Genomic DNA, 21,758 nt, shown 5'->3' with positions numbered 1-21,758 from the left:
CGGTTACGGTAGCATCTGTAGCTCCTCCACCCCAAGTGAAAACAATTGTACCAATAGCAGTACCACTTGTTACTGTCTGACTGTTATTAGAAGTCGAAGTAAGGGTTTGTGCACTTACAGGTGTAACTGTTATAGTTCCCGATCCTGTGGCTGCCGTTCCTGTTCCTGTGGTAGCAATTGAATAAGACAAAGTCGCTGTTGGTGTTCCTGTAATAGTAATTGTTTTTGCGGTAGTATTTTTTACAAAAGTAATTCCCGATGCAGGTAATCCGGTTACGGTAGCATCTGTAGCATCACCACCCCAAGTGAAAACAATAGAACTAATTGCCGTACCACTTACTACAGTTTGATTATTATTTGTAGTTGAAGTAAGCGTTTGATTACTTACGACATTGGTTTCTCCTTGTACTGAAACCAACGTACTGGTGTAATTGGTAAGTGCAGATTTCAAAGCTGTGATCACAAGCGAAGATGTATCATCTACTGCATTGTCAAAAGTCCATTTTAAGTCACCACCCGAAACACGTCCTGCATATTGTATTGCTTTATTTTTAGCTGCTTCCGGACTATCTGGTGTATAAGAATACATTATGCTTGAATTTGTGTCAAAATTATTGTAAGTGTTTGATCCTGATTTTGAAGTAATACTGCTGCTGATGGTTTCATTTCTGGTTGACGCAACATAAGCATCAAATTCTTTTGGATAATTTGTAGCATCATAAGCCACAAATCGTGTTTCACCGCTCATAGTATTATTGAATGCTTTTATGGTACCTCCTGCTTCGCCAGAAAAAGTTCCTTCGGCTCCTCCATAGACATCAGTACCCTGCATGGAAGTAAGCATAGGATATTTACAATTACGGAAAAAATTTGCTTCCATAAATACCGATGATCCTAAAGTAGACCCTGCGCCATATTTTGAGTTACCATCATAATAGTTATTGTAAACGTGTGCAGAATAAAAACGAACACGTGGATGACGAGAATCAGAATGGTCAAACCAATTATGATGATACGTAATATACAAACCTGTAGTAGTATCTTCACTTAAGCCTAAAAGACTCGCTTTTCCACTATCCCAAAAATGATTATAAGCCAATGTAATATAAGTTGATGATTTATTATCTAATGCTCCGTCACCTTTTATTTGGTCAGCGTCGCTGCCAGCATTTCCATAAAACAAATCACAATTATGAACCCAAACGTGATCGTTGTCTTGTTGCATTCCAACATTATCACCTGCTGTACTATTGCAGTTCATAAATCCGATGTTTCTAACTTCAATATTCGATGCTGATTTAAGTCGTACTCCCCACCCATTAGCAACCGCATCGGTACCAATACCTTCAAAAGTAAGATAAGCTGATGCATTTTTAGCATTTTCTATAACAACATCTCCACCATCCATTACGGTCATATCCGTAACATTTCCAATAAGACGTATGATAAATGGACGTGTATCTTTACCTTTTTTAATAGCAAATAAAATATTTTGCAGCCCTACGCAAGGATTTGCGCTGGCTCCGGTAATATCCATCGAAATAGTATTCTTGGTATTCTGCGTAATATAAAGAATTACAGCATTGTCTTTTGGCGTTCCATCTGCCTTGTATCCTCCCGGCACTCTGCCACTATCAAAAGCAAAACCACTGCGGTCATGAGCTAAAACAGTTAAAGTGCTTGTTGTGGAACCTGTACCTTCGACTCCGGAAATAACCGGCTTTACTTTCACTGTATAAGTTCCGGCTTTTAGCCCTGGTATATCGGCACGATAGTAAGAACCATAACTACGAATTAGTTGATTGTCAATTTTTTGGTCTGTAAAACCATTTCCCGTATAATAAACATTATAGGTTTGAGCATTGCTAAGAGGCTGCCATTTTACAAATGCAGATTCCAGCCAGCCTGCTGCCTCGTTAATTTGGATTTGTTGTGACCAGCCTTGGATAACAACAAGCAAAAAAGTTAAAAAAAGTAGGTTTTTTTTCATCATGTGGTTTTGGTTAATTAATAGTTAGTTTAAAGTGGTTTTTGTTTTTGACTACAAATTCAAAAAATGTAATCGATTACGCAAAAATATACAAAATTTAAATATTCTCAATATTTTTAGAATAAAAAAACACATTCAATAAAAATAACAACTTTTAAATACTCTAAATGTAATTTATTACATTAAATGCAACAAATTACACATGATTAATTATACCTTATTTTACGCCACTTCCGTAACTTTATTAGAAGATTATTTTTGAGAAACTCCACAAAATTTATCTTATTTTATAAAATATTAAATTTATTTTCAAGTCAAATAATTTATAATAAAAAACCTGTTAATAATTGTGATAATTTAAAAATAAAGACTTAAAAAAATTGTTTTATTTATGTTCGATTTAAAAAATACATATATAAATTATCTAAAAGTCACTATTTTAAAGAAAATACAATTTAGATTTTAGTCCTAAATTATTTCAATAAATGTCATTTGAAAACCAACAAAAAACATTCAAAAAAGAGTAATACTAATTCATTATAAAATTTGTGACAGATACAAATAAAAAAGGCTTCCAAATTGGAAGCCTTTTCAACATTATTAAAAATTAAGAAAACTATTTTTTGATGATTTTTTTAGCAAATGAACCTTGATCAGTAGTAACTCTTACCAAATAATTTCCAGTAGTCAGATTACTTACATCAATAGATTCAACTTCACCAGAAATGTTTTTAACTACACCACCTGACAAACTATAAATCATGACATTTTCAATTTTTTGATTATCCGAAGAAATATATAATTGATCTGAAACAGGATTAGGATACAAAGTAAGTTTTGCAGCTTCAACATTTTCTCCTAGTCCTAATGAAGGATAAGACGTTTTAATATAGTACAAATTTCCACTGTCTCTTTTCAAGATCGTATAAGAACCTGCAGAAGGAAGAGAAATAGTTGTAATGCCATTTACCGCTGTATATGAATATACAGCAGCAACAGCAGTACCCGTAGGAACTACATAAGTTCTTTTTGTAGCATCCGCTGCAGGATCAAAAACCAAGGTTAAAGTTGCCGCTGCTGTTACTGTAAATGTTATAGCTGTACTAGATTCCATTTTTAAACATTTGGACAGTGTTAAACCAGAATAACTTATAGTTGGAGGAGAAGAATTATTCATATTTCCTGTAATACTATAAAACGAACTAACTTTATCAGATAATGTGAAATTATGTATTTGATCACCTGCAGAAACAGCATTAACAGTAATCGTTCCAGATACAGCAACCGGAGTTCCTGCACTACCAGAAGTAATCGCCGTAAAAGTAGCAGAACCGGTAGCAGTTGGCGTACCGGATATTGTAATGGTTTTTGCCACTGCATCTTTTACAGACCCAAGTCCTGCAGTCAATCCAGAAACATTAGCATCGGTTGCGTCTCCGCTCCACGTTAATACTATAGGAATGATAGAAGCACCAATTGTTATAGTTTGATTGTTGTTATTACTGGTAGAAGTAATTATCTGACTGCTTGGAGGCAATACTGTAATTGTTCCTGAATCAGAAGCCGAAGTACCAGCTGTACCAGTAGTAGTAACAGTATACTCCATAGTTTCCGTAGGTGTACCGGAAAGAGTTAGCGTTTTTGCAGTAGTATTTTTTGCTGCTGTAACTCCATTTGGCAATCCGGTAACAGCTGCATCTGTCGCATCGCCTCCCCAGGTAAAGACAATATTACTAATTGCAGTACCACTCGATACTGTTTGATTATTATTGTTGGTAGTGGCCACTAAGGTTTGATTTCCTGGAGCTGCAGTTTCTCCCTGGACTGATACCATGGTTGATGTATAATTGGTAAGTGCCGTTTTTAACCCAGAAATAACAAGGTAAGATTTATCATCTACCAAATTATCAAAAGTCCATTTTAAGTCACCGCCAGAAACACGCCCTGCATATTGCATTACTTTCGTTTTAGCGTCAGCAGGAGAATCAATTACCAAATTTTTCACGTATAATGCAGCATTGGTATCGAAATTATTATAAGTATTACTTCCTGATTTTGAAATAACTGAAGCAGGAACAACTTCTCCTCTGGTTGTTGCTAAATAAGCATCAAAATCTGTAGTAGAACTAATTTTTCCAGCAATATTATATTGTGGATTAGTATCTCCATAGGCCACAAAACGCATATTATTTGTTGCAATATCGGCATCAAATGTATTATTAAATGCCTTAATACTACCTCCGGCTTCACCAGAGAAAGTCCCCATTGTACCTGCATTATTTACTTGATTCGTTTCGTCCCAAATATCAGTTCCCTGCAATGAAGTCATCATAGGATGTTTACTATTACGGTAATAGTTTCCTTCAACAAACAATGAAGATCCTAAAGTTGACCCCGAACCATATTTTGCATTTCCATCAAAATAGTTATTATAAATGTGAGCAGAATAATAGCGAACACGTGGATGGCGGGAATCTGAATGGTCAAACCAGTTATGATGATAGGTTACATACAAACCAGTTGTAGTACCTTCACTCAAACCTAAGAGACTCGCTTTTCCATTATCCCAAAAGTGATTATATGCTAACGTAATATAAGTTGAGTTTTTATTATCTAATGCACCATCTCCTTTTATCTGATCTGCATCACTACCTGCATTTCCATAAAACAAATCGCAGTTATGAACCCAAATATGATCATTATCTTGTTGCATTCCAATATTGTCTCCCGCTGTACTGTTACAGTTCATAAAACCAAGATTGCTAACTTCGATATTTGATGCCGATTTAAGACGAACCCCCATCCCGTTCACAACCGCATCTGTTCCTACACCTTCAATAGTAAGATAACTATTTGCATTGTTTGCATTTTCAATAGTGATATCCCCGCCTTCCATTACAGTCATATCAGTAATATTTCCAATCAAACGAATGATAAAAGGACGTGTATCCTTTCCTTTTTTGATTGCATACAAAATATTTTGTAAACCAACACATGGATTCGCACTTGCACCCGTTATATTCATTGAAATCGTATTTTTTGTATTTTGAGTAATATACAGAACAACAGCACCTGTTTTAGGCGTACCGTCAGCTTTGTATCCTCCGGGAACACGGCCACCATCAAAAGCAAAACCGTTACGATCTTGTGCCAAAACAGTCAGACTGGAAGTTGTAGTTCCTGTACCTTCTACATTTGCCGTTACCGGTTTTACAGTAATAGTGTAAGTGCCTGCTGCTATACCAGGAATATCCGCACGAAAATAACTGCCATAGCTGCGAATTAACTGTTCATCAATTTTCTTATTAGTTTCCACTCCACCGGTATAGTAAACATTATAGCTGTCAGCTCCTGCAACAGGTGTCCATTCTACAAAAGCAGATTCAAGCCATCCGGATGATTTTGTGATAGTAACTGATTGTGCCCATATTTGTGCAGAAACAAACAATAAAGCCATGTAAAGTAAAATTCTTTTCATAATTGTGGTTTAAGTAATGATAGTTTAGTTTAAATAGTTGCCGAAACACTTAAATAAAAATGTAATCGATTACACGAAAGTAAATAAAATTTCTTAATAGTAAAAAAATTTATAAAAAAAATACATATAATAAAAAAAATACCTTATTTAAACATGAATAACATAACTATATCGTTATAGATTTAAACACTGCTCAACCCCATAAATGTTTGTCTTAACATAAAAAACTGCACATAAAACAGGATAAAATATTTGTAAAATCCACACAACAGAATATTCTTATTTTTTTAAGCAACCTTTTAGTTCAATTTAGATTTAAGCCACAAAAAAGCGGCAATTTCAAATTTGAAATTGCCGCTTTTTTGTGGCTATTAATTAAAAATATTTTTTACAAATTAAATGATGCTCCCAAGCTAAAAGTAACCTGATTATTTAAATGATCAAACATCTCATTATCATTACTGTATTTTGCAATTGGAAATCCAACTTCAGTAAAAACACCAAATCCTTCAGTAAAGAAATAACGGCCTCCAACATGACCCCCGAAATTTTTCAATCCCAAACTTAAACCAGGATAGATATCTAATTTTTCATCAATATTAAAAACACTTCCCAGATTGGCGTTAATTCTGAATTTTGCATCAAAACGATCTCCAAAATCTGGTTTTTTTCCATAATACTCTGTATCACCATAATAACCTGAAAACTCATTTACACCCAATAAATAAGAAGTAACAAATCCGTAAGAGAAATTTTCTGCCAGACCAAAATCAATTGACCCCTGAATTCCTGAGCCTCCATCTTGTATGTTAGCACCAACATTGATTTTCATATCTCCTTTTCCCGTAAAAGCGTGTTGCGCTTGTGTAATTCCGAATGCAGCTAAAAACAATAATGTAATAATCTTTTTCATAGTTTAAATAATTTTTAAAATACAAAAATAGGATTTTACAGCTTAATTCCTACCCTTTTCATCAAAATACAATTCATTCAAAGGATCACTTTGCCAAAATTCTTTTGTCTGTACATTCATTATAGTCAAAGGACCTCTAAAAGCAGCCCCTGTATCAATATTCCAAACACATGCTTTATTTATTGGAATCGTTTTACCAATACGGGTAACGGGTGTATGACCAATAAAAATTTCTTTATATAAGGTAAATCTTTTAGGATAAAACAAATCATCTTCTTTCATATTTGGATCTAAAGAAAGTGCTGTTTCCCACAACGTTCTGTCCCAATAAAATAATTTCGGAAAATATTCATAACCAACACCATTTAAATTTGTAAAACCGGCATGTACAAATAAACGGTTTTGCTCATCGAGATGATAATCCTGAAGTGACTCTAAAAATTTTATATGAATTTGTTTTTGTTCTTCGTTTAGTTTCTCATAAGCCAAAACTGTAGCCTCACCTCCGTGCTGATACCAAAGTTCATTATTTTTTGCATTTTTAAGCCATTCTAATAATAATTCATCATGATTCCCTCTAATGCAAATACAATTTTGCTTGCTTTGAAGACGAATCAAATAATCAATTACCTGAGGGGACTGGCTCCAGCCATCAACATAATCACCAAGAAATATTAAAGTATCATTTTCTGTAACTTCGGCCTTTTTCATCACTTGTTCAAGTGCGAGTAACCCACCATGAATGTCGCCTATAACAAATGTTTTCATTTTTTAATTGTTTAATCTGTAATCACAAAAATATAGAAAATGATCTGTTTTTAGATAATTAAGTTGCTAATCAAATTACATTATTTAAAAAATAATCACAAAAAATCCCGACAAAGCTAATAAACAATCTGTTTTTTGAGATTTGTCGGGATTTTTCAAAATTCTTAAGAAACTATACCCCAAGTTTTTTGGCAATATCTGAAGGAATCCCACCTTTATTTACCAATAAAGCTGTTGTTTTATATTTTACAAAATTCTTAGTTACAAATAAAAATCCTTTGTAGTCGTTTGTTTCTCCCCAGGAATTTTTTACGATATAGTATTCTTTTCCCAATTGATCTTTAGCCAAACCAATAATATGCATTCCATGGTCATCTGTAGTTTGATAATTATCAAAAGCCGCCTGACGCATTTCAGGAGTAATTTCCGGTTCTGGTTTTGGTCCGTTAAACATGTCTGCTTTTTCATCAGCCGTCATATCATCATATTTTTTTGTCGGAACATACGCAACGCCATTTTTCCAGCTAAAGCTTTTTTCACTAACATCAGTTGCCCATGCCACAGTATATCCTTTTTTCAGGGCATTATCAATAACATCGGTCATATCATTCACTTTTACATTATAAATCTGATCAAATGACCAGTTATCAGGAACTGCCAATACTGTTTTTTGGTAGTATGGGGCATTTGTAAATGATGACATTTCTACATATTCATCAGGATTAATCCCTACTACTTCTTTAGCAAAAGATTGTGGTGTATAATTTTTTCCTTTGTAAGTAAAATTATCCGGCACTTTTCCTAAATAAGAATCAATAACCGCAGCATAGGCTTTTTCCCAGCTCGGTGTCAATTCTCCATTTGGATTTTTAACAACGGCAGTTAAAACACCTTCAATAATGGCTGACATTTCGGCAAATTTATTTTTATCAGTTCCGTAGTTCAGTCCTGTATAAACTTCTCTCGGAACGGTCCCGAATTTTTTATACATATTAATTACGTCATGCAAAGCACCTCCATCACCTAAAGTAACGGCACCATGCATACGTACATAATTTTTCCCTTTTTCAACATACACATTTCTTGCAGAAAAAATTTGTGATAACTCAACTGGTTGCTTTCCTAAACGAATCATTTCAGATTCTAAAAAAGAGTTGGTAGAATAACTCCAACAAGTTCCTGAAGAACCCTGCAGTTTTACTGAAGTAGTCCCTAAATTAATTTCCTCTGTGAATTTAAAGTTTTCTTTACTTTTATCACTTGCATTTAATTTTAGTGAATTTACTAAAATGTCCTGTGCAAAACAGCTGGTTGCTCCAACAAAAAAAATCGAAGCTATAAATACTGATTTGATTGAAAATCTATTCATAATTTTTATTTAATGATTTAATAAATTAGTAGTAACAGTTTATATTTTGTTACAAAACAATCAAATAATATACAATTTGTTAGTATGTGATGCGTTAAATTTTTACACAATCAATTTTATACATCTATAAATAAGCAAGTTACACACTAAAAGGTCAAAAAACCGAAACTATTTTATACAGAAAAACCATCAAAAATAAATTTTGATGGTTTTTATATTTAATGTGTTTTTTCTAAAAAGAAAAACTATTCAATTTCTGATACTCTCATAGTGTTTACCATTCCTTTATCTTTAATTGGCATAGCTGCTAAATTGATTAAAAAATCACCTTTAGTAACGAATCCTTTTTCTCTTGCAATTTCGTTTACATCAGTAACAGTATCATCAGTACTTTCATCTTTATCATAGAAGTATGATTTCACTCCCCATAATAAATTTAACTGAGTAAGAATTCTTTTGTTTGAAGTAAAAACTAAAATATGGGCAGATGGTCTCCATGCAGAAATTTGAAAAGCAGTATAACCACTATTTGTCAAGGTACAAATTGCTTTTGCCTGAATTGTATTTGCCATCAAGGCTGCCTGCTGACAAATTGTTTTAGTAATAAAACGTTTTGTTTTAATTTGCGGTGTATTTTGTGGTACATGAATTAGCGGAGAATCTTCTACAGCTTCGCAAATTTGAGTCATTTTCTGAATTACCTGCACCGGATAATTACCTGTAGCTGTTTCACCGGATAACATTACTGCATCAGCACCATCCATTACCGAGTTGGCAACGTCATTAACTTCAGCACGTGTTGGCGTTAAGCTTGTAATCATTGTTTCCATCATTTGCGTTGCCACAATAACAGGTATTCTTGCAGTTTTTGCTCTGCGAATCAAATCTTTTTGCACCAATGGTACTTCATGTGCAGGAAGTTCAACTCCTAAATCTCCTCTGGCAACCATTATAGCATCACAATATGCAATAATTTTATCCATATTTTCAAGAGCTTCCGGCATTTCAATTTTAGCAACGATAGGAATTTTAACATCTGAATGTTTAGCAATTAATTCCTGTAAATCCTGCAAATCGCGAGGAGTTTTTACGAATGAAAGTGCAATCCAATCCACTTTTTGTCCAATCGCAAAAATGGCATCTGCAATATCTTTTTCAGTTAAAGCCGGTAATGAAATTTTAGTATTTGGAAGATTAACTCCTTTTTTAGATTTTAATTCTCCACCTTGAATTACTTTGGCAACAACTTCTGTTTTTTTATCTGTAGAAATAATTTCAAAAATCAGTTTACCGTCATCAAGCAAAATACGCTCTCCCGGATTAACATCATTTGGAAAATTTTGATATTTCATGAATACTTTTTGAGCAGTTCCTAAAATATCTTCAGCAGTTGTAAATGTGATTAAATCACCATCGTTAACTACTGTTCCTTCTTCCATCACACCAACTCTAAGTTTTGGTCCCTGCAAATCTCCAAGAATTGCAGTTGTATAACCAAACTCTTCATTCAGTTCTCTGATAATATTTATTTTCTCTTTTACACCTTCATAATCAGCATGCGAAAAATTAATTCTAAATACATTTACACCTGCGTCGATCATGTCTTTGATGATCTCTTTCGTTCCACATGCAGGTCCAAGTGTGGCTACAATTTTGGTTTTTTTGTTTGTAAGCATTTTTTTTAAAAAATTAAATTGTTTTTTGATTTTATTTTATTGATATCTACAGCATAAATAGCTGCGATACTCTCAATTGTATTTAGCTTTTGCTGTATGTCTGAAAAGTTTATAGCCTCACTGCTATTATCTATTTTCAGGAAAAAATCTACTTTTTTGAATTCAGGAAGTAAATGAATTGTTGTTGAAATCTCACTTTTTTCATTGGAAAACAAATTCTGAAAATCATTTGTACTCACTGAAATGATTTCATTTTTATTCTGAATCAAATTCCATGAAACAGCTTTATCAATATCATAATAATAGAATCTTGAAAAATTTGCCTCACCTTCCTTAGTCTGAGCGTGAATCTCGTTTTTGCTCTTACTTAAGTTTACTGGAAGTTTTTTATTGATAAAATATGCCAATCGATAATCTTCCAATGAAGTATGAATTGCCATTAAATAATAATCAATTTCGTCAAATTCGTCTAAATCCAATCTATGAATAGCCATGTCATGAAATATCAAGCTGTAAATATACTATTTCTACGGAGCATAAATAGTTAAGAACAACATGTTTTTGTTAATTTATAAACGAAAACGTTATAGACTTAAGAATATTACAGCAATTTTGCTATTATTTTTTATCCATTTTTTCCTGGAATGCAAAATATGCACGTTGTGATGCTTTTTCTTCAGCCTTCTTTTTTGAAGTTGCTCTTGCCCTTGCAATTACTTTATCGTCTATACTCAATTTAACGCCAAATAAACGTTGTCCGTCAATTCCGTTATCTTCAAAGATATCATAATGAAAGATTTTCTTTTCTTTCTGACACCATTCAATAACCAAACTTTTATAACTAATAACTTTTCCTTCAAGTCTCGCAATATCGACATAAGGTATAATAACTCTCTTTTGAATAAATTTTTCACAAAAAGAATATCCTCTGTCCAAATAAATGGCTCCTACAAGTGCTTCAAAAATATTTCCGTGAATATTTTCTCCAAAATGCTGAATAGGAACTTTACTTTCAACGAATCGTACTAAATTTAAATCTTTGCCCAGCTCGTTCAAATGTTCCCTACTAACAATTTTAGAGCGCATTTTAGTTAAATAGCCTTCATCTCCATTAGGCGCTTTATTAAACAAATGGGCCGCAATCACAGAGCTCAACATAGCGTCTCCCAAAAATTCAAGACGCTCATAGTTAATAGGGTTCCCTGATTCATCTAATTTATTAGAGGATCTGTGTGTAAACGCTTTCTTATAAAAATCAATTGAAATAGGTTTAAATCCAAGAATTTTCTGAATAGTCTCAAAAAAAATCCCGTCTTCTTCAGAACGGGATTTTGAAAATATTTTTTTGATAATATTCATAGACAAAACTAGTCAACTAATTTTTTAAACAATACACATGCATTATGTCCACCAAAACCAAAAGTATTACTCATAGCAACATTCACTTCTCTTTTTTGAGATTTGTTTAAGGTAAGGTTTAATGCCGGATCGATTTTTTCATCAACAACAGTATGATTGATTGTTGGAGGAATAATACCATACTGCATCGCTAAAATTGAAGCAATTGCTTCAATTGCACCGGCAGCACCAAGTAAATGTCCAGTCATTGATTTTGTTGAATTGATATTGATGTTTTTTGCATGATCACCAAAAACAGCACTAATTGCTTTTAATTCGGCTACATCTCCTAATGGCGTAGAAGTTCCGTGCGTATTGATATGATCAACATCTTCAGGGTTCATCCCTGCATCTCTTAACGTATTTTTCATTACCGCAATAACTCCAATTCCTTCCGGATGTGGTGCGGTTAAGTGGTAAGCATCAGATGACATTCCGCCACCGCCAACTTCACAATAAATTTTTGCTCCTCTGGCTTTCGCATGTTCGTAATCTTCAAGAACCAAAGCTCCGGCTCCTTCTCCTAATACGAAACCATCTCTGGTAGCATCAAAAGGTCTGGAAGCAGATTCAGGGCTTTCATTTCTTGTAGATAAAGCATGCATAGAGTTAAATCCTCCCATTCCTGCAATAGTAATTGCCGCTTCTGAACCTCCAGATACAATAATATCACACATCCCTAAACGGATATAGTTAAAAGCATCAATTAGGGCATTTGCAGAAGAAGCACATGCAGAAACTGTAGTATAATTTGGCCCCATATAACCATTACGCATCGAAATATGAGCAGGTGCAATATCCGCAATCATTTTAGGAATAAAAAATGGATTGAATTTTGGAGTTCCGTCACCTTTTGCGTAGTACATTACTTCTTCCTGAAAAGTTTCTAAACCACCAATTCCTGCACCCCAGATAACACCAACTCTTTGTTTGTCAACATTATCATCTGTTAATCCTGCATCCTTAATAGCTTCATCACTCGCAGCAACTGCATATTGAGCAAATTTATCTAACCTGCGGGATTCTTTACGATCCATATAATCCTCAATATTGAAGTTTTTTACTTCACAGGCAAACTTAGTTTTATGTTTTTCTGTATCGTAATATGTAATAGGTGCAGCTCCGCTAACCCCATTAACGAGTGCATCCCAATATTCCTGGATATTATTTCCAATAGGAGTAAGAGCTCCTAATCCTGTTACAACAACTCGCCTTAATGCCATAAATATGTATTTTGTATCTTTAAACAAATAAAACCCACGCTTTCTTAACTGTAGTATTTACTTAAGAGCCATGGGCATTACAATATAAATATATCTTGTGATTGAATTTCAATCGAAAATTTAATTTAAAAAAATAATAACACCCGATTTATTCAACATAAATCGGGTGTATATTTATTATTTTTTAGCTTCCTCGATATAAGAAATAGCTTGACCAACAGTAGCAATGTTTTCTGCTTGATCGTCTGGAATTTGAATATCAAATTCTTTTTCGAATTCCATAATAAGCTCAACAGTGTCTAATGAGTCAGCTCCTAAATCATTAGTGAAGCTTGCTTCTGTTACAACTTCGTTTTCGTCAACACCTAATTTGTCTACGATAATCGCTTTTACTCTTGATGCAATGTCTGACATAATCTTTAATTTTAGAATTTAATTTGTTGGCAAAAATAAAAAACTTTATTTTAAAACAACCATATAGTTAATAAATGTGACACTAATTTATAAAATTAATTTCAAGAAAGGTCTTTTAACACTATTTATTTTGATTTTTTATTCCGTTTTTTGCATTCTAAAAATTAATCCGATTATGAAAAAAATTATTGTTTTTGCCTCAGGTTCAGGAACTAACGCAGAAAATATTATAAAATATTTTGCTAAGACAAAAACGGCAAAGGTTGTTTCGGTTTTTACAAATAATGCTTCGGCAAAAGTAATCGAAAGAGCAAAAAATCATCAGATTCCAGTCGAAATCTTCTCAAAAAATGAACTTATAGAGAGAAATGTATTACAAAGTATACAGGAAATCGACCCGGATTTAATAGTTTTAGCTGGCTTTTTATTAAAATTCCCGGATAACATAATTGAACAATATCCAAATAAAATAATCAACATTCATCCTGCGCTTTTGCCTAAATATGGTGGCAAAGGAATGTATGGAATGCACATACACAGGGCAATAGTGAATAATAAGGAAAAGGAAACCGGAATCTCGATTCATTATGTAAATGAAAATTATGATGAAGGCGGCATCATTTTCCAGAAAAATGTACTTCTGACTGACGAAGATACGCCAGAAACGGTAGCTGAAAAAATTCATGAACTGGAACAAAAGTATTTTCCGGAAATTATTCAGACAATATTAGAAGATTCAAATTCAAAAATTTAAATTCAAACCATATAAATAATATAAGAATATATAAGTTGGACGTTCAAATGAGTTTGCTTACAAGATTAAAGAAATGTAGCACGTAAGCTTTCAATGAACTTATATCAGTTATATGGTGAATAAAAAATAAAAATGACCCAACACGAAGTACATATATATACAGATGGCGCTGCAAAAGGAAATCCGGGAAATGGTGGGTATGGTGTTGTGATGGAATTGGTTGGAACACCCCATAAGAAAGAATTTTACGAAGGTTTTCGCCTTACTACCAATAATAGAATGGAACTTTTGGCCGTGATTGTAGGTTTGGAAAAACTAAAAAAACCAAACATGAAGGTATTGATAATTTCAGATTCTAAATACGTAGTCGATTCTGTTTTGAAAAACTGGGTTTTAGGATGGGAAAAAAAGAAATTTGCCGGCAGAAAAAATCCTGATTTATGGAAAAGATTTTTAATAGCTTACCGCAAACACCAGGTCGATTTTAAATGGATTAAAGGTCACAACAATCATCCTCAAAACGAACGCTGCGATCAACTGGCCGTTATGGCATCGATGCAGCCAAACCTTTCTGTAGATGTTTATTACGAGACCATCGGCTCAAAAATGGATTAAAAAAGAATAACGTATCAGGAAGATTATTTCCTGATACGTTATTAAAATTACCCGTTTAAAAAATTCTTATTTTTTATCTAAATCCTTAGCTGTTCTAAATCCGGCCAATAAACCAACCCCAGCCATTATAAAAATGATCGAAGGATAAACAGCATCATCTTCTAAAGATGTATATGTTGTAATTAGCAGGGCCAGAAAAATTCCAACACCGCTTCCTATTAATAAGAAAGCCAGGTTTACAACAAATATTTTCCATGCCGGAACACCATTGTTTTTACCTTCTAAAAAAATGCTGGCATCGACGCCTTTTTCAATAAGAGCTAAACGCTCTCGATTTCTTGTTGAATAAATAAGATAGACAATTCCGAAGATCATAAGGAAAAAAGTGATTGGGATTAAAATTTCTGCATTCATAATATTATATTTTTAATTGATTGATATTCCATATGACGATGCTTTTTAAATTCAGGTTACACCTTTTTTAAAATAAATTCCAAATTTTAAATTCCAAACTCCAAAAACTACTGATTATCAGTTAATTTTGAATTTAAATTTCTTTTGAAACATGCCCTAATCTTTATCTGAAATTTAGAATATAAGTTCTGAGATTCCTTTGAAATTGGAATTTGGAATTTGGAATTTATTTTTTGGAATTTTTCCAAATTGGTGTAACCTTAACTGTAAAACTATCGTCCTATATAATTATGAGTACAATATCTGATCAACATTATATTGATAAAATCCTGCAGGGCGAAACAAATGCGTTTGCCGTGCTGGTTGATCGATATAAGGATATGATCTTTACCCTGGCACTCAAAATGGTCAGGAACAGAGAAGAAGCTGAAGAAGTTGCACAAGACACTTTTATCAAAATTTATAATTCATTGAATAAGTTTAAAGGAGATTCCAAATTCTCGACCTGGATTTATAAAATAGCTTATAATACGTGTTTAGATCGTTTGAAGAAAAATAAAAAAGAAGAAAACAATATATCGATAGATGAATTTTCGGCACATTTAATTAAAACAATGGATAATGCTTTGAGTGCTTTAGAAGACAAAGAACGAAAGCAAACCATCCAGAATTGTTTAAATTTGTTGCCAAGTGACGAAAATTTCCTGCTGACTTTATTTTATTTTGAAGATCAGAGCTTAGAAGAAATTGGAAAAATCATGAACATTAATGCTAATAATGTTAAGGTAAAATTATTTAGAAGCCGACAAAAATTAGCTGTAATTTTGAAAAAGCAATTAGAACCAGAAATAGTAGATTATTATGAACGAGAGCGCTAAAAATATAGAAAATCTTATTGATAAAATGATGGCCGAAAATACTTTGGAGTCACCATCAATTGACTTTACTTCAAAAATAATGTCTCAGGTTTTAGCTGTAGAAAAAAGAAAAATCAAGGCTTACAAACCTTTAATTTCTAAATCGACCTGGATTTTTATCGGCTTGGGCTTAACTGCTTTGACAGCTTATTCTATTTTCACAAACAACGACATATCTAATTTTGAAATTGTCAAATTATACACAGATAAAGCATCTAACTTATTTTCAGGAATTCATTTTTCTAAAAATATTCTGTACGCCATTTTAATAGTGCCTTTTATGATTTTAATTCAGATTGGATTATTGAAGAATTATTTTGATAAGAAGTATGAGATGTAGATTCAGTTTTATTCAATTATTCAATCGAAAACATTCAAAGCATTTTTCGAAAATAACTATTGCTTTTTAAATCCAAAAAACATATTTTAATCCTGTAAAAGATTTAAATATAACACCTTCATTTACAGCAGTTTCAATCCCGAAAACGATATTGTTTTTTTATGAAAATTTTGAGAACCTAAACCATTGCAATATTGTAACTTATGAAGTATCTTTGCACCTTAATTCGAAATTCATAAAATGAATAAATTATTGATTGTTGGAACGGTTGCTTTCGACGCGATTGAAACTCCTTTCGGAAAAACAGATAAAATATTAGGTGGTGCTGCAACGTACATTGGTTTATCAGCATCTTTTTTCAACCTGCAATCAGCCATTGTTTCTGTAGTTGGCGACGATTTTCCTCAAAAACATTTAGATTTATTAACTTCAAAAAATATTGATATTTCAGGTATCGAAATTGTAAAAGGCGGGAAAACCTTTTTCTGGAGCGGTTTATACCATAACGATTTAAACTCAAGAGACACTTTAGTTACTGAACTAAATGTTCTGGCTGACTTTCAACCAAAAGTTCCTCAAAACTTTAAGGATTCAGATATCGTGATGTTAGGAAACTTACATCCTTTAGTACAAAGCAGTGTTTTGGATCAAATGGAGAAAAAACCAAAATTAGTAGTTTTAGATACTATGAATTTCTGGATGGACTGCGCTTTACCGGAATTACTTGACGTAATTAAACGTGTAGACGTTATCACAATCAATGACGAAGAAGCAAGACAGCTTTCAGGAGAATATTCATTAGTAAAAGCTGCTGCTAAAATCCAGGATATGGGACCAAAATATGTGGTGATCAAAAAAGGAGAACACGGCGCACTTTTATTCCATAACAGAGAAGTATTCTTTGCTCCGGCATTGCCATTAGAAGATGTTTTTGACCCGACAGGAGCAGGAGACACTTTTGCTGGTGGATTTTCAGGATTCATTGCCCAAAGCGAAAACATTTCGTTTGGCAATATGAAAAATGCAATAATTTACGGTTCTAATTTAGCTTCATTTTGTGTGGAAAAATTTGGAACAGAAAGGATGGAAACATTAACCAAGGCCGAAGTAACGATTCGATTACAACAATTTAAGTCGTTAACTCAGTTTGACATAGAAATATAATGCCCTGAAGCCTCGATAACAACGGGGCTTTTTTATTACGTTAATACACACAACTTACAACACACAAATACAAAAACAATGAGCGACGCTTTAAAACACGAATGTGGTATAGCCTTAGTCAGACTTCTTAAACCGCTTGAGTATTACAAAGAAAAATACGGAACTGCTTTTTACGGAATACAAAAAATGTATTTAATGATGGAAAAGCAACACAACCGTGGTCAGGATGGTGCCGGTTTTGCAAGTATCAAAATGGATGTAGAACCCGGACAACGCTATATTAGCAGAGTTCGTTCGAATCATTCACAGCCGATCCAAGATGTTTTTAAGCAGATTAATGATCGTATCAATGAAGAGATGACTGCTAATCCTGAACTTGCTGATGACATGACAAAACTAAAAGCAAACATTCCATATATAGGAGAGTTATTTTTAGGTCACGTTCGTTACGGAACTTTTGGAAAAAACAGCATTGAGAGTGTTCACCCATTTTTACGTCAAAGTAACTGGATGCACCGTAATCTAATTTTGGCAGGTAACTTTAATATGACTAATGTTAAAGAACTTTTCGAAAATTTAGTAGAATTAGGACAGCATCCGAAAGAAATGGCCGATACTGTTACAGTAATGGAAAAAATTGGTCATTTTCTGGATAAAGAAGTAATGCAATTATACCAGGACTGTAAACAAGAAGGCTATTCTAAAAGAGAAGCTTCTCCTGTTATTGCAGAACGCTTAGACATAGCCAAAATATTGACCCGTTCGGCAAAAAATTTAGATGGCGGTTATGCAATGGCCGGTTTATTAGGTCATGGAGATGCTTTTGTATTTAGAGATCCTGCCGGAATTCGCCCGGCATATTTCTATCAGGACGATGAAATAGTTGTAGTAGCTTCTGAGCGCCCTGTTATCCAAACTGTATTCAATGTCCCTTTTGAAAGTGTTCAGGAAATTGAACCGGGTAATGCTTTAATCATCAAGAAAAACGGGAAAGTTTCTATGAACCAGATCTTAGAGCCTACTGTAAAAAAAGCCTGTTCATTTGAAAGAATCTATTTCTCAAGAGGAAGTGATGCTGAAATTTACCAGGAACGTAAAAATTTAGGAAAACTAATTTTGCCAGCTGTTCTTGAATCAATTGACAGCGATACCGATAATACTGTTTTCTCATATATTCCAAATACAGCCGAAACTTCTTTTTACGGTTTAGTTGAAGCGGCTCAGGATTTCCTGAATCAGCGTAAAAACAATTATATTTTAGAAAATCGAAATACACTTACAGCCGAAACTTTACAGGAATTATTAGCTGTAAAAATCCGTACTGAAAAAGTTGCTATTAAAGATGCTAAACTAAGAACCTTTATTACTGAAGACAGCAGCCGTGATGATTTAGTGGCCCACGTTTATGATGTGACTTACGGAGTAATTAAACCTACAGACAATCTGGTTATTATTGATGACAGTATTGTTCGCGGTACAACTCTTAAAATGAGTATCATTAAAATGATGGATCGTTTAAAACCGAAACGTATCGTGATTGTTTCTTCGGCACCACAAATTCGTTATCCGGATTGTTATGGAATTGATATGGCAAAACTGGAAGGTCTTGTCGCTTTTAGAGCGGCACTGGATTTATTGAAAGAAAGAAATCTATATCATATAGTAGACGAAGTTTACACAAAATGTAAAGCACAGGAAAATTTTATTGATACTGATGTTGTAAATTATGTAACCGCAATCTACGATCCTTTTACTCCGGAAGAGATTTCAGACAAAATTGCAGAGATGTTGAGCTCTCCGGAAATCAATGCAGAGGTAAAAATTATCTTCCAAAAAGTAGCCGATTTACATATCGCATGTCCGAAAAATCTTGGTGATTGGTATTTCACCGGAAATTATCCAACTCCGGGAGGAAATCGGGTCGTTAATCGTGCATTTATGAATTTTTATGAAGGAAAAAACGCAAGAGCTTACTAAATAAAAAGTTAAAATATGCATTTCATCGGTTTTATTTGCCGTTCATCCTATATTTTTGGGGAAAATGCAATGCTAGTATATCTTTGAAGAACCATAACATTAGTAGGTTAAGTTTATGGTAGATTTGGGGCAAAAAAGGTGGAAGAAATTCCGCCTTTTTTATTGGAATAAAGTCAATATTTTAAAAACCAATCCTTTAAACGGATTTATTTGTTTTTAGTCTGATATATTTGTCATTATTAACACACTGTTATACATTTGAATTACCATAGCATAAGTAGGTTATGTATATGGTAGATTTGGGGCAAAAAAGGCGGAAGAAATTCCGCCTTTTTTATTTGGAGTAAAATCTCTGAGAAAAGAAAATAGAGTAAAGAATAAAAATTGTTGAACATAGTTTAAATATATAATATTCAACAAAAAAGACGGATAGCTATCAGGCCATCCGTCTTTTTTCTTACTCTTTATTCTATTATATCTCCAGACTATTTCTCTAAAGCAAATCTTCTCGCTACTTCTGTCCAGTTAATTACATTGAAGAAAGCTTCGATATAATCTGGTCTTCTGTTTTGGTAGTTTAAATAATAAGCGTGCTCCCAAACATCCATTCCTAAGATTGGAGTTCCACCACAACCTACTTCCGGCATTAATGGATTATCTTGATTTGGAGTTCCGCAAACGTCTAATTTTCCACCTTTGTGAACACATAACCAAGCCCATCCTGAACCGAATTGTGTTGCTCCTGCTTTAGCAAATTTTGCTTTAAACTCTTCAAAAGTTCCGAAAGAAGACTCAATTGCAGCCAGTAAATCACCTGTTGGTAATCCGCCGCCATTTGGAGACATTACAGTCCAGAATAAATTGTGGTTGTAAAAACCTCCACCATTGTTACGAACTGCAGCGTTTGATTTATCTAAATTGATTAAGATATTTTCGATTGTTTTCCCTTCTAAATCTGTTCCTGCAATTGCAGCATTTAGGTTTGTTGTATACGCATTATGATGTTTAGAATGGTGGATTTCCATTGTACGTGCATCAATATGTGGTTCTAATGCATCGTATGCATAAGGTAATTGTGGTAATTCAAAAGCCATGATATTTATGATTTTATGATTTATAATAATTTATTCAAATTTATACATTTAACTTTGGAATAGAAAATTCTATTTCGTTATAATTGGATTAAGTTAATTGATAATTGTTGTTTTTACACAAAAATCCCTATAAATCCTTACTTCCCGTTAAAAGTTGTCATTGTATTTTCTAGTCCTGCTGTACCGAAAGATTTGATAATTTCTGATGCGACTTCTAATCTTTCAGGTAATTTTGCTTTTTCTTCTTCATCCCAATCGCCTAAAACATAGTCAACCTGTTGTCCTTTTTTGAACTGATCACTAATACCAAATCTAAAACGGGTGTATTGTTGTGTGTTTAAAACTAAATTGATGTTCTTCAATCCATTATGGCCTCCATCACTTCCTTTTGGTTTGATTCGGATGGTTCCGAAAGACAGATTTAAATCGTCAGTAATGACCAGAATATTCTCTAAAGGAATATTTTCTTTGTCCATCCAGTATTTTACGGCTTTACCGCTTAAATTCATATAGGTATTTGGCTTAAGCAAGAAAAAAGTTCTTCCTTTAAATTTATATTCGGCCAACGTTCCCAATTTTACGGTTTCGAATGAAAGTCCTTCTTTTCTGGCTAAAAAATCCAGGACTTTGAATCCGATGTTGTGTCTTGTGTTTACGTATTCGGCACCAATATTACCGAGTCCTACGATTAAATATTTTTTACTCACGCTTTTTATATTGTTTTTTGGGTGTTCGTGAACCTCCGGTTTCATGTTGCCTGTGTTCTCTTCTTTTTGTGTTGATGAAAACAGTTTTGTTATCCATTTTATCATGGGGCAAAAATAAACTTAATTAGGGAATGTGCCAATTGTTGATTAGATAATTAGAAAATGTGTCAATTAGATAATTTTGTGTGGTCATTTAACCACAAGAGCACAAGATTTTTCACGAAGTTCGCTAAGCAAAAGAGTTTCGCGCAGATTTTGCAGATTTTTATCCTCATTTTTGTCAGACTGAGCGAAGTCGAAGTCCCGCAAAATTTTGCACTTTCAGATTGTCGAGTTTCTTGTGTAGGACTTCGACTTCGCTCAGTCTGACAAAGATTTGCAACGTTTATGGTTTTTATAAAAACTAAACCTCTGGCTAGCCCTGACAGAAGCGGCATCCTTTTTATCCACTTTTTTGCGGATGAAAAGATATAGCGAATGGCAGGAACGTCTGGTCTTGAAAAATGCAAGAGTTTCTGCTTCAAAAAACTAAACCACTCTGCACTGA

19 protein-coding genes are annotated in these 21,758 nt (G+C 33.5%); 6 read left to right on the top strand and 13 right to left on the bottom strand.

What is annotated here, in order from left to right:
• The 10 genes from PMI10_RS18030 to PMI10_RS17985 form a co-directional block, all read right to left on the bottom strand.
• On the bottom strand, nucleotides 1-1,993 hold a 1,993-nt coding region (locus tag PMI10_RS18030; protein WP_238539486.1), incomplete at its 3' end, for a pectate lyase family protein.
• Between the two features lie 613 nt (nucleotides 1,994-2,606).
• Nucleotides 2,607-5,468, bottom strand: coding sequence for a pectate lyase family protein (locus tag PMI10_RS18025; RefSeq protein WP_007810629.1), 2,862 nt, complete (start codon nucleotides 5,466-5,468; stop codon nucleotides 2,607-2,609).
• A gap of 388 nt (nucleotides 5,469-5,856) precedes the next feature.
• Complete coding sequence (locus PMI10_RS18020) at nucleotides 5,857-6,381, bottom strand: DUF6646 family protein (RefSeq protein ID WP_007810628.1); 525 nt, start codon at nucleotides 6,379-6,381, stop codon at nucleotides 5,857-5,859.
• Nucleotides 6,382-6,423: 42 nt separating this feature from the next.
• Nucleotides 6,424-7,149 carry a metallophosphoesterase family protein gene (locus tag PMI10_RS18015; protein ID WP_007810627.1) on the bottom strand — a complete coding sequence of 242 codons (726 nt, stop codon included), beginning with the start codon at nucleotides 7,147-7,149 and terminating at the stop codon, nucleotides 6,424-6,426.
• Between the two features lie 172 nt (nucleotides 7,150-7,321).
• On the bottom strand, nucleotides 7,322-8,518 hold the full coding sequence (locus PMI10_RS18010; RefSeq protein WP_007810626.1) for a C1 family peptidase: 1,197 nt from the start codon (nucleotides 8,516-8,518) through the stop codon (nucleotides 7,322-7,324).
• A 245-nt stretch (nucleotides 8,519-8,763) separates the two neighbouring features.
• Nucleotides 8,764-10,194, bottom strand: a complete 1,431-nt coding sequence (gene pyk, locus PMI10_RS18005; RefSeq protein WP_007810625.1) for a pyruvate kinase — start codon at nucleotides 10,192-10,194, stop codon at nucleotides 8,764-8,766.
• A 5-nt stretch (nucleotides 10,195-10,199) separates the two neighbouring features.
• Complete coding sequence (locus PMI10_RS18000) at nucleotides 10,200-10,688, bottom strand: IPExxxVDY family protein (RefSeq protein WP_007810624.1); 489 nt, start codon at nucleotides 10,686-10,688, stop codon at nucleotides 10,200-10,202.
• A 124-nt stretch (nucleotides 10,689-10,812) separates the two neighbouring features.
• A complete protein-coding gene (gene rnc / locus PMI10_RS17995) occupies nucleotides 10,813-11,553 on the bottom strand; it encodes a ribonuclease III (RefSeq protein WP_007810623.1) in 741 nt (246 codons plus the stop codon).
• Between the two features lie 8 nt (nucleotides 11,554-11,561).
• Nucleotides 11,562-12,815 (bottom strand): beta-ketoacyl-ACP synthase II, encoded by a 1,254-nt coding sequence (gene fabF, locus PMI10_RS17990; protein ID WP_007810622.1) that lies wholly within the window; start codon nucleotides 12,813-12,815, stop codon nucleotides 11,562-11,564.
• Between the two features lie 177 nt (nucleotides 12,816-12,992).
• Entirely contained in the window at nucleotides 12,993-13,229 is a 237-nt protein-coding gene (locus PMI10_RS17985; RefSeq protein WP_007137004.1) for an acyl carrier protein, read from the bottom strand.
• Nucleotides 13,230-13,404: 175 nt separating this feature from the next.
• Between PMI10_RS17985 and purN the strand changes: the two genes are divergently transcribed.
• Together purN and rnhA are read left to right on the top strand one after the other, a co-directional pair.
• Nucleotides 13,405-13,983 (top strand): phosphoribosylglycinamide formyltransferase, encoded by a 579-nt coding sequence (gene purN / locus PMI10_RS17980; RefSeq protein WP_007810619.1) that lies wholly within the window; start codon nucleotides 13,405-13,407, stop codon nucleotides 13,981-13,983.
• 132 nt (nucleotides 13,984-14,115) lie between these two features.
• Entirely contained in the window at nucleotides 14,116-14,598 is a 483-nt protein-coding gene (rnhA, locus tag PMI10_RS17975) for a ribonuclease HI (RefSeq protein WP_007810618.1), read from the top strand.
• Between the two features lie 66 nt (nucleotides 14,599-14,664).
• Here the strand turns inward: rnhA and PMI10_RS17970 are convergent, their stop codons facing one another.
• The gene (locus PMI10_RS17970) at nucleotides 14,665-15,012 is read right to left on the bottom strand and encodes a DUF6249 domain-containing protein (protein ID WP_007810617.1); all 348 of its coding nucleotides are present in this window, start codon (nucleotides 15,010-15,012) and stop codon (nucleotides 14,665-14,667) included.
• A 290-nt stretch (nucleotides 15,013-15,302) separates the two neighbouring features.
• On the opposite strand from PMI10_RS17970, the gene PMI10_RS17965 reads away from it, so the two are divergent.
• From PMI10_RS17965 to PMI10_RS17950, 4 genes are all read left to right on the top strand, one after another.
• Entirely contained in the window at nucleotides 15,303-15,890 is a 588-nt protein-coding gene (locus PMI10_RS17965) for an RNA polymerase sigma factor (protein WP_035632175.1), read from the top strand.
• A complete protein-coding gene (locus PMI10_RS17960) occupies nucleotides 15,874-16,269 on the top strand; it encodes a hypothetical protein (RefSeq protein WP_007810615.1) in 396 nt (131 codons plus the stop codon). The genes PMI10_RS17965 and PMI10_RS17960 overlap by 17 nt, the downstream gene beginning before the upstream one ends.
• A gap of 240 nt (nucleotides 16,270-16,509) precedes the next feature.
• Nucleotides 16,510-17,433: a PfkB family carbohydrate kinase gene (locus tag PMI10_RS17955; RefSeq protein ID WP_007810614.1), complete on the top strand. Its 924-nt coding sequence runs from the start codon at nucleotides 16,510-16,512 to the stop codon at nucleotides 17,431-17,433.
• A 78-nt stretch (nucleotides 17,434-17,511) separates the two neighbouring features.
• Nucleotides 17,512-19,410: a hypothetical protein gene (locus PMI10_RS17950; protein ID WP_007810613.1), complete on the top strand. Its 1,899-nt coding sequence runs from the start codon at nucleotides 17,512-17,514 to the stop codon at nucleotides 19,408-19,410.
• A gap of 485 nt (nucleotides 19,411-19,895) precedes the next feature.
• On the opposite strand, the gene PMI10_RS17945 is transcribed toward PMI10_RS17950, so the two are convergent.
• Together PMI10_RS17945 and pth are read right to left on the bottom strand one after the other, a co-directional pair.
• Nucleotides 19,896-20,504 (bottom strand): superoxide dismutase, encoded by a 609-nt coding sequence (locus PMI10_RS17945; protein ID WP_007810612.1) that lies wholly within the window; start codon nucleotides 20,502-20,504, stop codon nucleotides 19,896-19,898.
• A gap of 137 nt (nucleotides 20,505-20,641) precedes the next feature.
• On the bottom strand, nucleotides 20,642-21,316 hold the full coding sequence (gene pth / locus PMI10_RS17940) for an aminoacyl-tRNA hydrolase (protein ID WP_007810610.1): 675 nt from the start codon (nucleotides 21,314-21,316) through the stop codon (nucleotides 20,642-20,644).
• Nucleotides 21,317-21,758: the final 442 nt, after the last annotated feature.

Source organism: Flavobacterium sp. CF136 (assembly GCF_000282055.1).
Taxonomy (GTDB): domain Bacteria; phylum Bacteroidota; class Bacteroidia; order Flavobacteriales; family Flavobacteriaceae; genus Flavobacterium.
Note: the sequence above shows the minus strand (reverse complement) of the source record. Positions and strands in the feature narration are given on the sequence as shown.

Bases quoted from the DNA above. Each gene is read 5' to 3' on its own strand.
- PMI10_RS18025 (WP_007810629.1), bottom strand. From the start codon at position 5,468: ATGAAAAGAATTTTACTTTACATGGCTTTATTGTTTGTTTCTGCACAA.
- PMI10_RS18020 (WP_007810628.1), bottom strand. From the start codon at position 6,381: ATGAAAAAGATTATTACATTATTGTTTTTAGCTGCATTCGGAATTACA.
- pth (WP_007810610.1), bottom strand. From the start codon at position 21,316: ATGATAAAATGGATAACAAAACTGTTTTCATCAACACAAAAAGAAGAG.
- PMI10_RS17960 (WP_007810615.1), top strand. From the start codon at position 15,874: ATGAACGAGAGCGCTAAAAATATAGAAAATCTTATTGATAAAATGATG.
- PMI10_RS18010 (WP_007810626.1), bottom strand. From the start codon at position 8,518: ATGAATAGATTTTCAATCAAATCAGTATTTATAGCTTCGATTTTTTTT.
- PMI10_RS17945 (WP_007810612.1), bottom strand. From the start codon at position 20,504: ATGGCTTTTGAATTACCACAATTACCTTATGCATACGATGCATTAGAA.
- fabF (WP_007810622.1), bottom strand. From the start codon at position 12,815: ATGGCATTAAGGCGAGTTGTTGTAACAGGATTAGGAGCTCTTACTCCT.
- PMI10_RS18000 (WP_007810624.1), bottom strand. From the start codon at position 10,688: ATGGCTATTCATAGATTGGATTTAGACGAATTTGACGAAATTGATTAT.
- rnhA (WP_007810618.1), top strand. From the start codon at position 14,116: ATGACCCAACACGAAGTACATATATATACAGATGGCGCTGCAAAAGGA.
- PMI10_RS17950 (WP_007810613.1), top strand. From the start codon at position 17,512: ATGAGCGACGCTTTAAAACACGAATGTGGTATAGCCTTAGTCAGACTT.
- PMI10_RS17985 (WP_007137004.1), bottom strand. From the start codon at position 13,229: ATGTCAGACATTGCATCAAGAGTAAAAGCGATTATCGTAGACAAATTA.
- rnc (WP_007810623.1), bottom strand. From the start codon at position 11,553: ATGAATATTATCAAAAAAATATTTTCAAAATCCCGTTCTGAAGAAGAC.
- pyk (WP_007810625.1), bottom strand. From the start codon at position 10,194: ATGCTTACAAACAAAAAAACCAAAATTGTAGCCACACTTGGACCTGCA.
- PMI10_RS18015 (WP_007810627.1), bottom strand. From the start codon at position 7,149: ATGAAAACATTTGTTATAGGCGACATTCATGGTGGGTTACTCGCACTT.
- PMI10_RS17965 (WP_035632175.1), top strand. From the start codon at position 15,303: ATGAGTACAATATCTGATCAACATTATATTGATAAAATCCTGCAGGGC.
- PMI10_RS17970 (WP_007810617.1), bottom strand. From the start codon at position 15,012: ATGAATGCAGAAATTTTAATCCCAATCACTTTTTTCCTTATGATCTTC.
- PMI10_RS17955 (WP_007810614.1), top strand. From the start codon at position 16,510: ATGAATAAATTATTGATTGTTGGAACGGTTGCTTTCGACGCGATTGAA.
- purN (WP_007810619.1), top strand. From the start codon at position 13,405: ATGAAAAAAATTATTGTTTTTGCCTCAGGTTCAGGAACTAACGCAGAA.